10 protein-coding genes are annotated in these 9,574 nt (G+C 59.3%); 3 read left to right on the top strand and 7 right to left on the bottom strand.

What is annotated here, in order from left to right; genetic code table 11:
• Positions 1 to 94: 94 nt before the first annotated feature.
• The 5 genes from IBT46_RS20825 to IBT46_RS20805 form a co-directional block, all read right to left on the bottom strand.
• Positions 95 to 310 (bottom strand): YdgH/BhsA/McbA-like domain containing protein, encoded by a 216-nt coding sequence (locus IBT46_RS20825; RefSeq protein ID WP_105593585.1) that lies wholly within the window; start codon positions 308 to 310, stop codon positions 95 to 97.
• Between the two features lie 358 nt (positions 311 to 668).
• The gene (locus IBT46_RS20820) at positions 669 to 1,274 is read right to left on the bottom strand and encodes an alpha/beta hydrolase (protein ID WP_200547230.1); all 606 of its coding nucleotides are present in this window, start codon (positions 1,272 to 1,274) and stop codon (positions 669 to 671) included.
• A gap of 20 nt (positions 1,275 to 1,294) precedes the next feature.
• The gene (locus IBT46_RS20815; RefSeq protein WP_200547229.1) at positions 1,295 to 2,254 is read right to left on the bottom strand and encodes a glutathione S-transferase family protein; all 960 of its coding nucleotides are present in this window, start codon (positions 2,252 to 2,254) and stop codon (positions 1,295 to 1,297) included.
• A gap of 10 nt (positions 2,255 to 2,264) precedes the next feature.
• Positions 2,265 to 2,681, bottom strand: a complete 417-nt coding sequence (locus IBT46_RS20810; protein WP_123334348.1) for a DoxX family protein — start codon at positions 2,679 to 2,681, stop codon at positions 2,265 to 2,267.
• A 114-nt stretch (positions 2,682 to 2,795) separates the two neighbouring features.
• Entirely contained in the window at positions 2,796 to 3,704 is a 909-nt protein-coding gene (locus IBT46_RS20805) for a LysR family transcriptional regulator (RefSeq protein ID WP_200547228.1), read from the bottom strand.
• 233 nt (positions 3,705 to 3,937) lie between these two features.
• On the opposite strand from IBT46_RS20805, the gene IBT46_RS20800 reads away from it, so the two are divergent.
• The gene (locus tag IBT46_RS20800; protein ID WP_200547227.1) at positions 3,938 to 5,770 is read left to right on the top strand and encodes an ABC transporter ATP-binding protein; all 1,833 of its coding nucleotides are present in this window, start codon (positions 3,938 to 3,940) and stop codon (positions 5,768 to 5,770) included.
• Positions 5,771 to 5,772: 2 nt separating this feature from the next.
• Here the strand turns inward: IBT46_RS20800 and IBT46_RS20795 are convergent, their stop codons facing one another.
• Positions 5,773 to 6,900 carry a GNAT family N-acetyltransferase gene (locus tag IBT46_RS20795; protein WP_200547226.1) on the bottom strand — a complete coding sequence of 376 codons (1,128 nt, stop codon included), beginning with the start codon at positions 6,898 to 6,900 and terminating at the stop codon, positions 5,773 to 5,775.
• Between the two features lie 204 nt (positions 6,901 to 7,104).
• Between IBT46_RS20795 and IBT46_RS20790 the strand changes: the two genes are divergently transcribed.
• The gene (locus IBT46_RS20790; RefSeq protein ID WP_200547225.1) at positions 7,105 to 8,010 is read left to right on the top strand and encodes a siderophore-interacting protein; all 906 of its coding nucleotides are present in this window, start codon (positions 7,105 to 7,107) and stop codon (positions 8,008 to 8,010) included.
• 8 nt (positions 8,011 to 8,018) lie between these two features.
• Here the strand turns inward: IBT46_RS20790 and IBT46_RS20785 are convergent, their stop codons facing one another.
• Positions 8,019 to 8,921, bottom strand: a complete 903-nt coding sequence (locus IBT46_RS20785) for a LysR family transcriptional regulator (RefSeq protein ID WP_200547224.1) — start codon at positions 8,919 to 8,921, stop codon at positions 8,019 to 8,021.
• Positions 8,922 to 9,138: 217 nt separating this feature from the next.
• Here IBT46_RS20785 and IBT46_RS20780 point away from each other — a divergent pair, with 217 nt between their 5' ends.
• Entirely contained in the window at positions 9,139 to 9,471 is a 333-nt protein-coding gene (locus IBT46_RS20780) for a helix-turn-helix domain-containing protein (protein WP_105593575.1), read from the top strand.
• Positions 9,472 to 9,574 lie beyond the last annotated feature (103 nt).

Genomic DNA, 9,574 nt, shown 5'->3' with positions numbered 1-9,574 from the left:
CCTTCCCGCTTTTAAAACCATTCCCCCCCCCACCAACCCCCCCCCCCCCCCCCCCGGGGCCCCCCTCTTCTGGCATATCCTTATGCGACCATTTTTATTTGATCAATTCCGCAGAAACGTATGCGCCGTTTTCAACGCGTGCACTGGTGATTTTGTAGCCTGCACCCGCCTGCTGAGCCTGAGCGGCGATTTTCGCTTCAGCGCCGTCAAGGGTAGAAGAGGTGGCAGTAATGCTCTGAGCAAAGCTACCGAAAGACATCAATGACAGAGCAGCAACGGCAGCAACAGACAGTGTTTTGATAGTTTTCATGGTCGTATTCCTTCATTTGTATGGTGAGGAGGTTGTTTGCCTCCGATGAATGAATAGTAACGTAAGTTACTATGAGTTGATTAACAATAAGTGCGGTAACCATGATCGTGCTAACTTTTCGATAAACAGATGATATGGATCAGCCCTTGTTCAGTCAGTGAAAAAGGAGGAGTGGTTGTCGTCAGGAAAGGGTCAGGCGATGGACATTCATCAGAAGATAAGGATGATTCCGGGCAGCAGGCAGCAGTATTAAGACGAAAAAAAACCGACGGGTGAGGTCGGTTTGTTTTCGGTTCAGAAGAGGTAACTCTGACCATAGAGGAATTATCCTCTGTTGACATCAGGATGATACATCCACTCAGCTTAAATTCAAACGCCCGGCAATAAACTCCGCCGCAAGCTGTGCCCCGCGTGCCGAAATAGTGTGTCCGGTCCCCGGCTCGAAGTCGCTGCGGGCGCTGACGCCCAGATCGCGCAATGTCTCCGCCGCCACTTCGCTCTCTGCCACCGGGATGACGCCGTCGGCCATACCGTGGATCAGCAGCACCGGAGTATTGAGCGCCGGAGTCAACGGCTGCGGTGAGGCCAGGCGGCCAGAGAAGGCCACGATCCCCGCGACCGGCCAGCGGCCGGACACCAGCGCATCCAGCGCCATAATCGACCCCTGCGAGAAGCCGACCAGCACCACTTTGTCGAGCTTATCGGTCATCTGATGCTGTTCAAGGATCGCCGTCAGCTCGCGGTCAAATGCTTCCCGCGCTGCGGCCACGCGCGCCGGGCGGTTAGCCGGCGTAATACCGGCCAGGCTGAACCACTGATAGCCCGCGCCGTGCTCAAAATGGAACGGCGCGTCAGGGCTGGCGAAACTCACGCCCGGCAGGCTCGGTGCCCAGTGGCGACCCAGCCCGGCCAGATCGTTGCCGTTGCTGCCCACGCCGTGCAGTAAAATAACCAGACCTGTCATGACATTTCTCCTGATGCAGATTACAAACCGTACGCGGTCATATCGGGACCGGCAGGCACAATTCCGTTCGGGTTCAGGCTCTTAATCGAGTAATAGCCCTGCTTAATATGGTCGATACTCACCGTCTGGCGAACGCCCGGCAGCGCCAGCATGCCCAGCAGGAAGCCGTTTAGCGCCGGGTAATCACGCAGCTGCCGCTGATTGCACTTAAAGATGCCGTGATAGGCCACGTCAAAGCGGATCAGGGTCACGAACAGGCGGATATCGGCCTCGGTCAGCGACTCGCCAAACAGCCACGGGCCGCGCTGGCTCAGGCGCATCTCCAGCGTATCCAGCATACCGAAAACATCGTTAAAGGCTTCGCGGTAGCTGACTTCGGTCGTGGCAAACCCGGCGCGGTACACGCCGTTGTTCAGCCGGGGATAGATTTCCGCGTTCAGGGCGTCGATCTCGTCCCGCAGCGCCAGCGGACAGAGGTCGAGGTTGTTGCTCGCCAGGTTGCCGAAACCGCTGTTAAACATCCGCAGAATGTCGGCGGATTCGTTGCTGACGATGGTAGCGGTTTTTTTATCCCACAGCACCGGCACCGTTGCGCGGCCGGTAAAGCTGTCGTCGGCGCGGGTGTAAAGCTGATGCAGATACTCGGCGTGATTCAGCGTATCGCGGTCGGAACCGGGATAGTCGCCGAAGCGCCAGCCTTCATCGGTCAGCTTCGGCTCCACCACCGAGACGCTGACCACATCCTGCAGACCTTTCAGGCTGCGGGCGATCAGTGTGCGTGATGCCCACGGACAGATCAGCGCCACGTACAGGTGGTAGCGATCCGCTTCGGCGGCAAACCCGCCGTCACCGGTGGGGCCGGGTGCGCCATCGGGTGTCACCCAGTGGCGGAAGCTGGAGATCTGACGGACGAAGCCGCCTTTCTCATCGGTGGCCTGCACCGGGTGCCAGTCCGCCGTCCATTTACCGTTTACCAGCATAGCAACTTCCTTAGCGCAGACGTGAAGAAGGCAGGGAGGCTTTCAGCGCGTACTTACCGTCGCCGATCAGCGCCAGTACCACCAGGCTGATGGCCCAGAATACCGGATATTCCCAGCCGCCGTTCGGGTTAGTGAACCAGAAGCCTGCCGGACCGTGTACGGTGAAAATCGCACCGAGCAGCACCGGGATCAGCACAATTGCAGCGATGCGCGGACGGTAGCCGACGATCAGCGCCACCGCACCGAGAATTTCCCAGACGATAGTGACGTATGCCAGGCCGCCGGGCAGGCCCAGCGAGGCGAAGAATTTTGCGGTGCCTGCGGGCGTAAAGACAAACAGTTTCAGACCGGCATGGGCCAGGAACAGGATGCCGAGAGAAAGACGCAGAATGAGTGCGGCCCAGGGAGCGGTGCGGGTATCAGTCATGTTATTTACCTTATTCAGTATGCCATCGGGGGTTGATGGAACGTACTTTACACTGATTCCCTGACGCTGATTATCCCGCCAGAAACGCAAACATTCCTTCCGTTTTGGAAGTAATCACCAGCCGCGATCCCACTCCGGCTCACCGTCATAGTGGCTGACCAGGAAGTCGATCAGCGCCCGGACTTTATGCGCCAGATGGCGCGCCGGGGGATATACCGCGTACAGCCCGAGCGGCGGGATTTCGCTGTGGCGCAGCAGGGGGCGAATGGTGCCCGCCCGCAGCGCCGGACCGGCAATAAAGGTCGGCAGCCGGGCAATGCCCAGCCCGCTCAGCGCGGCGGTCAGGCTGGCTTCGGCGTTGGAAAAGTGCAGGCGGCCGCGCACCGGCAGGGTAACCGCTTCGCCGTCTACGCTGAACGGCCAGTTAAAGGGATCGCGAAAATTGGTGTCGATAATGCAGTTGTGATCGGCCAGCTGCTGATAGCGGATCGGCGTGCCGTGCGCGCTCAGGTACTCATCGCTGGCGGCAATCACCACCCGCATATCGCTGAGGTGGCGGGCAATCAGGCGGCTGTCGCTCAGCCTGCCGATGCGGATCGCCACGTCAAAGCCCTCATCCACGATGTTGACCAGCCGATCGGAGAAGTTAACGTCCAGCTCGATTTCCGGGTATTCGCGGGCAAAGGCGATCAGTACCGGGGCCAGCTGGCTGGCACCAAAGGTAATGGGCGCGCTGAGCTTGATGCGACCGGTCGGTTTCCCCGCCGCATGTCGCACCGAGGCATCCAGCGCGTCCCACTCTTCCAGCAGGTTTTTAATGCGGTCGAAGTAGGCCAGCCCGACTTCGGTCGGCGACAGAGCGCGGGTGCTGCGCTTGAGCAGCTGTACGCCCAGCTCGCTTTCCAGCCTGGCGACCAGCTTGGACGCCTGCCCGCTGCTGGTGCCCAGCCGCGCGGCCGCCGCCGCGAAGCTGCCCAGTTCCATTACCGCTACAAACATCCGATCGCAGTCCAGACGTTCCACATGCTTTTCCTGATTCCGAGGGGCAGAAATCCCTGCGGGCACGTTTTTCCGTGGCCGCAGGCGCTGGCGTTATTAAAGCAGCCTTTGCGGCCGTTGTGCATCCAGGAATCTGCATTTCGCCGTCCGGCCGCCGCATCGGTGGATTATTTACGATACAAAGGCACTGACTGACGCCTGATGACCGGTCTGATGCACTAAGCTTCAGGGTTCCGTTGGTCAACTGAGCCTGTCTTATGTTTTATCACCGTGTTGAAAGGATGATCGATACCTTCAGGGAAGCCCGGGGCACCACGCCACCCGACAGCGTGTGGCCCTTCTATCTGTTCTATCTGCGCCAGGTGTGGCCGGTCTTTGCGCTGCTGCTGGTGATTGGCCTGATTGCGTCTTTAATCGAAGTTTCGCTGTTTCGCTATCTCAGCCGGATTATCGATCTGGTGAACAGCACCCCGGCCGCCAGCTTCTTTCAGGATCACTACGGCGAACTGCTTTGGATGGCTGCGGTGGCAATGCTGTTTCGTCCGCTGTTTATCGGCCTTCACGATCTGCTGGTGCATCAGACCATTAACCCCGGCATGACCAATATGATCCGCTGGCAGCATCATAACTACGTGCTGCGCCAGAGCCTGAACTTTTTCCAGAACGACTTTGCCGGGCGCATCGCCCAGCGCATTATGCAGACCGGCAGCGCGCTGCGCGATTCTGCGGTGCAGATGGTGGACGCGCTGTGGCACGTGGTGATCTACGCGGTGACCACGCTGGTGCTGTTCGCCGAAGCCGACTGGCGGCTGACCATTCCGCTGATCCTGTGGATTATCGGCTACGTGCTGTGCCTGAAGTATTTTGTGCCGAGGATCAAAGCGCGTTCGGTGGCCTCCTCGGATTCACGCTCGCGGCTGATGGGTTTTATTGTGGATGGCTACACCAATATCGCCACCCTCAAGCTGTTTGCCCACGGCGATCTGGAACGCAGCTATGCGCGGGAAGCGCTGGACGATCAGACGCAGAAAACCCGCAGCCAGGGGCGAATGGTGACCGGGATGGATGTGGTGGTCACCACGCTCAACGGCCTGCTGATTGTCAGCACCACCGGGCTGTCGCTGTGGCTGTGGGGCCAGTCGCTGATCAGCGTCGGCGCGATCGCGCTGGCTACCGGGCTGGTGATCCGCATCGTGAATATGTCCGGCTGGATCATGTGGGTGGTGAACGGCATCTTTGAAAACATCGGCATGGTGCAGGACGGCTTGAAAACCATCTCCCAGCCGCTGAGCGTGAGTGATAAACCCGATGCGGCGGCGCTGGATGTCAGCCGTGGCGAAATCCAGTTTGACGGCATTACCTTTAACTACGGCGGCGAACGGCGGGTGATTGACGGCCTGCAACTGACCATTCGTCCCGGCGAGAAAATTGGCCTGATTGGCCCGTCGGGTGCCGGGAAATCGACGCTGGTTAACCTGCTGCTGCGGCTCTACGACCTCAACGGCGGGCGGATTCTGATCGACGGCCAGAACATTGCCGACGTCAGCCAGGAGAGCCTGCGCGCGCAGATAGGGATGATTACTCAGGATACCTCGCTGCTGCACCGTTCCATTCGCGAAAACCTGCTGTATGGCCGCCCCGGCGCCAGCGAAGAGGAGATGCTGCAGGCGATCCACCGGGCGAAGGCCGATGAGTTTATTCCGCTGCTGTCGGATCTCCAGGGCCGCACCGGACTGGATGCACACGTCGGCGAACGCGGCGTGAAGCTTTCCGGCGGTCAGCGCCAGCGTATCGCCATCGCCCGTGTGCTGCTGAAGGATGCGCCGATTTTGATTATGGATGAGGCCACCTCGGCGCTGGATTCCGAAGTGGAAGCGGCGATTCAGGAAAGTCTGGAAGGGCTGATGGGCGGCAAAACGGTGATCGCCATCGCCCACCGCCTGTCGACCATTGCCCGCATGGACCGGCTGGTGGTGCTGGAACAGGGGCGGATTGTCGAGATCGGCAGCCACGCCGAACTGCTGGCGAAGGACGGCCTGTATGCGCGGCTGTGGCGGCATCAGACCGGCGGCTTCGTCGGCGAACAGTAGCGTTATCCGGCGTTAAGCCGGTACGGCAGTGCGTCGCGGGCTTCCTCAGCCCAGGCGCGCACGCCGTCGCGCTCCTGCTGCAGGAAATCCGCCACGGCGTCATGCAGGCCGCCGTGGCGCAGCAGGTGCCAGGATTCGGTCAGTACCGGTTCAAAACCGCGTATCAGCTTGTGCTCCCCCTGCGCCCCGGCGTCAAAGCGCTGTAGCCCGTTATCGATCGCATACTCCATCCCCTGATAGAAACAGGTTTCAAAGTGCAGGTGGTTGAACTCCGCCAGGCAGCCCCAGTAGCGGCCGTAGAAGGTGCTGCCGTCGACCAGGCTCAGCGCCATCGCCACCGGCTGGCGATGCTGGCTGGCGATGGTGATGCGCAGCGCTTCCGGCATGCGTGCCGCCAGCAGGCTGAAAAACGGGCGGGTGAGATAGGGCTGGCGGCCGCGAACGAAGTAGGTGTTGGCGTAGCAGGTGTAAACAAAATCCCACTGCGCTTCGCTCAGTTCGTGTCCCTGATACCAGCAAAATTCAATGTCCTGCTGGCGTACGCCTTCGCGCTCCTTGCGCAGCTGCTTACGCTTGCGCGAGGTCAGCGCGTCGAGAAAATCCTGAAAATCGCGGTAGCCGCGATTGTGCCAGTGATACTGGCAGCCGAGGCGCGGCAGCCAGCGACCGTCCTCCGCCAGCCGATCGCCGAGCGCAGCGTCGTTAAAGTTGATATGGCCGCTGTAAAAACCATGGGTGGAAAGAAATTCCGGCAGCGCCTGTAGCAGCCGGTCGGCTGCCTGCGCTTCGCCCAGCAGCCGCGCGCCGCCCACCGGGCTGAACGGCACCGCCGACAGCCACTTGGGATAGTAGGGAATGCCCGCCCGCTGGCTGGCATCCGCCCAGGCGTGATCGAAGACGTATTCGCCCATGGAGTGCCGTTTGCCGTAGCCCGGCATTGCCGCCAGCACGCGGTCACCCTCGCGCCACAGTAAATGCTGCGGCTGCCAGCCGCTGCGTCCGCCCACCGAGCCGCTCTCTTCCAGCGCGCTGAGGAAAGCGTGGCGCATAAAAGGCTGGTCGTTGAGGGCCAGGGCATCCCACTGACTGGCCGGGATATCGGCCAGCTGCGTCAGAAGGCTTAATGACATCGACAGACTCCGCGATAAAGAAAAACCTTACGTTGAACGCTTTCGCGACGGAGATCAACGCCTTCCGCCCGGGTGGCACACGCGGATAAATGCAGCTGGATACGGATTGGGGTAATACGCATTCTCATTATCATTTGCCTTTGCTATTCTTGCTGCCCTTATGTGCGGCACGCGCGCACGGCTTTCGGTTAACAAGGTGGATCTATGGCTGCTCAGAGTTATCGCTTATTCAATGTCGTACTGGCGCGCAAGCAGGTACTGTCTCCTTCGATGCTGTGCTGCGTGTTTAGCGGTGAGGAAGTGCGCCAGATGAAGATGGATGCGCCGGACCAGCGCATCAAGCTGCTGCTGCCACCGCCGAGCGGCAAACCGTTCGAACTGGTCGATAACGGCCTGACGTGGTGGGAAAACCTCGGTAAGCTGCCGGTGGAAGATCGCCCGATTATGCGCACCTATACTCTTCGCCACGTTAACGCCGACGCCGAGGTGCCGGAGATGGAAGTGGAATTCGTGATGCACGGCACCGAAGGCCCGGCGTCGGCCTGGGCGCTGGACGCGCAGCCGGGCGACGCGATGCAAATCGCCGCGCCGAATCGCGAATATGGTCAGGACAGCGGTGGCTACGAATGGAATCCGCACGAGCAGGTGAAGCAGGGGCTGGTGGTGGCGGATGAAACCGCGCTACCGGCGGCGAAGGCAATTCTTGAGCAGCTCTCCAGCTGGCAGAACCCGCCGCAGTTACAGGTGTTCCTGGAAGTGCCCGAGCGCGGCGACTGCGTCGATCTCAGCCAGTACGCCTTTGCCGATATTCACTGGCTGCCGCGTGACGCCAGCGGAGCCAGCTACGGTGAAGCATTGCTGAGCGCGGTGCGCGAGCACGTGCGCCTGCCGGACAGTGCGCTGGCGCGGGAAGATCTGCGCGAAGAGGCCGAAGGGCAGCTGGTGTGGGATCGCGCCGACCACGACGACGTGCGCTTCCACGGCTGGGTGGCGGCTGAATCGAGCGCGGTGAAGCACCTGCGCCGCTACCTGATCGGCGAGCGCGGCCTGGCTCAGGACTGCATCAGCTTTATGGCCTACTGGAGCCGTGGCCCACGCCGCAAAGGCTGATTGCCGGGTCAGTTCTCCATCAGTACCGGGCAGGCTTCTTTCAGCGTGTTATAGAACCAGGTCTTGGCGGTGATGTCGCCGATCTCGGTATGGCCGTAGAGATAAACCTCCAGATTCGGCAGCTGGAACGGCAGTTCGACGATGCGCCCGTTGCCGCGCGCGGCATAGATTTTCGCCGCGCTGAGCGGAATGGTCACCAGCAGCTCGCTGCTGGCGATAATCTCGCCCAGCGCGGTAAAGTGCGGCACCTCCAGCGCGATGCGCCGCTCAAAGCCATACTCCTTAATTTGCGCCTCCACCATATGATGCCCGCTGATGGTCGACACGATAATGTGCTGCTCGGCCAGATAGTCATGCAGCGTCAGCTCGCCGCCGATGCGCGGATGCTGGTTATTCACCAGGCAGACGTAGCGCTCATCCATAATTCTGTCGCGCTGGGCAATTGGTGAAATGCTTTCGTTACGGCTGCACAGCGTGGCATCCACTTTCCCGGTCAATAGCCATTCATCGATGCGCATCATCTCGATCGGCATCACTTCCAGCTGCACATTTGGCGCCAGCTCGCGCAGATGCTTAACCAGCCTGGGCAGCAGCAGCTGTTCGCCGAGGTCGGAGAGCGCGAGGCTAAATTTGTGAAAAGATGTTTCCGGAGAGAAGCTGCGGGTATCCGCCACGGCTTTTTCGATCCCGCTGAGCGACTGCTTAAAAACCTTATACAGATGGCTGGCAACCGGCGTCGGCAGCATCCCTTTTCGGCTGCGTTTAAACAGCTCGTTATCCGTCGCAGACCGCAGACGGGCTAGCGCATAGCTAGCAGAAGGCTGGGTGATGAACAGCCGATCGGCAGCACCGCTGACGCTGCGGGTTTCATAAATGGCGATGAAAACCCGAACCAGATTAAGATCCATCATAGGGTTATATAGTTCCTGTCTATATCAGCAGATTCAAATTATCTATTTGAGCTATTTTAAACTTGCTAATAACATCCTTTCTACTTTTTATTGATATGTACCGTTAATTTTTGCATATCACCTGTTTCATTATATAAATCAAAAAGATAATTCCATCGTAAAAATGAATGGCAGAAGCAGATGCGGGTAATTCGCTGCCGTTGTGGAGTGTGTAGAAATGAAAAATGAAATCGTAGACGTCATCGTAGACTGGATTGATGAACATCTGGAAGAAGGGCTGAATATCGAAGCCGTGGCGGCCAAATCAGGCTACTCCAAGTGGCATTTACAGCGGGCCTTCAAAGAGAAAAAAGGCATTACGCTGGCGAGTTTTATCCGCAGCCGCCGCCTGGATCAGGCCGCACAGTGCCTGGTTAATTCCACCAAAAGCATTATGACGATTTCGATGGATCTGGGTTTCTCCTCCCAGCAGTGCTTCCAGCGGGTGTTTAAAAAGCACTTCAACGTCACTCCGCGCGACTACCGCGTGCAGTACCGTCAGTATCACTAATGCCTTTCGCCACCCGGTGGCCAGCTGCCTTCGCTGCGGGATGACCTTCCCGCAACGTAAAGTCGTTTAAATTGTTCCGATTCCGGTCCTCCGCGCCTGCTAA

This window comes from Erwinia sp. S38, from assembly GCF_016624545.1.
In the GTDB taxonomy this organism is placed as follows: Bacteria; Pseudomonadota; Gammaproteobacteria; order Enterobacterales; family Enterobacteriaceae; genus Erwinia; species Erwinia coffeiphila.
The sequence above is the reverse complement of the archived record's forward strand: the minus strand, read 5'-3'. Positions and strand labels throughout refer to the sequence as shown.

Coding starts and splice junctions, on each gene's coding strand:
- IBT46_RS20795 (WP_200547226.1), bottom strand. CDS start 6,900: ATGTCATTAAGCCTTCTGACGCAGCTGGCCGATATCCCGGCCAGTCAG.
- IBT46_RS20815 (WP_200547229.1), bottom strand. CDS start 2,254: ATGCTGGTAAACGGTAAATGGACGGCGGACTGGCACCCGGTGCAGGCC.
- IBT46_RS20800 (WP_200547227.1), top strand. CDS start 3,938: ATGTTTTATCACCGTGTTGAAAGGATGATCGATACCTTCAGGGAAGCC.
- IBT46_RS20820 (WP_200547230.1), bottom strand. CDS start 1,274: ATGACAGGTCTGGTTATTTTACTGCACGGCGTGGGCAGCAACGGCAAC.
- IBT46_RS20825 (WP_105593585.1), bottom strand. CDS start 310: ATGAAAACTATCAAAACACTGTCTGTTGCTGCCGTTGCTGCTCTGTCA.
- IBT46_RS20790 (WP_200547225.1), top strand. CDS start 7,105: ATGGCTGCTCAGAGTTATCGCTTATTCAATGTCGTACTGGCGCGCAAG.
- IBT46_RS20810 (WP_123334348.1), bottom strand. CDS start 2,681: ATGACTGATACCCGCACCGCTCCCTGGGCCGCACTCATTCTGCGTCTT.
- IBT46_RS20785 (WP_200547224.1), bottom strand. CDS start 8,921: ATGATGGATCTTAATCTGGTTCGGGTTTTCATCGCCATTTATGAAACC.
- IBT46_RS20780 (WP_105593575.1), top strand. CDS start 9,139: ATGAAAAATGAAATCGTAGACGTCATCGTAGACTGGATTGATGAACAT.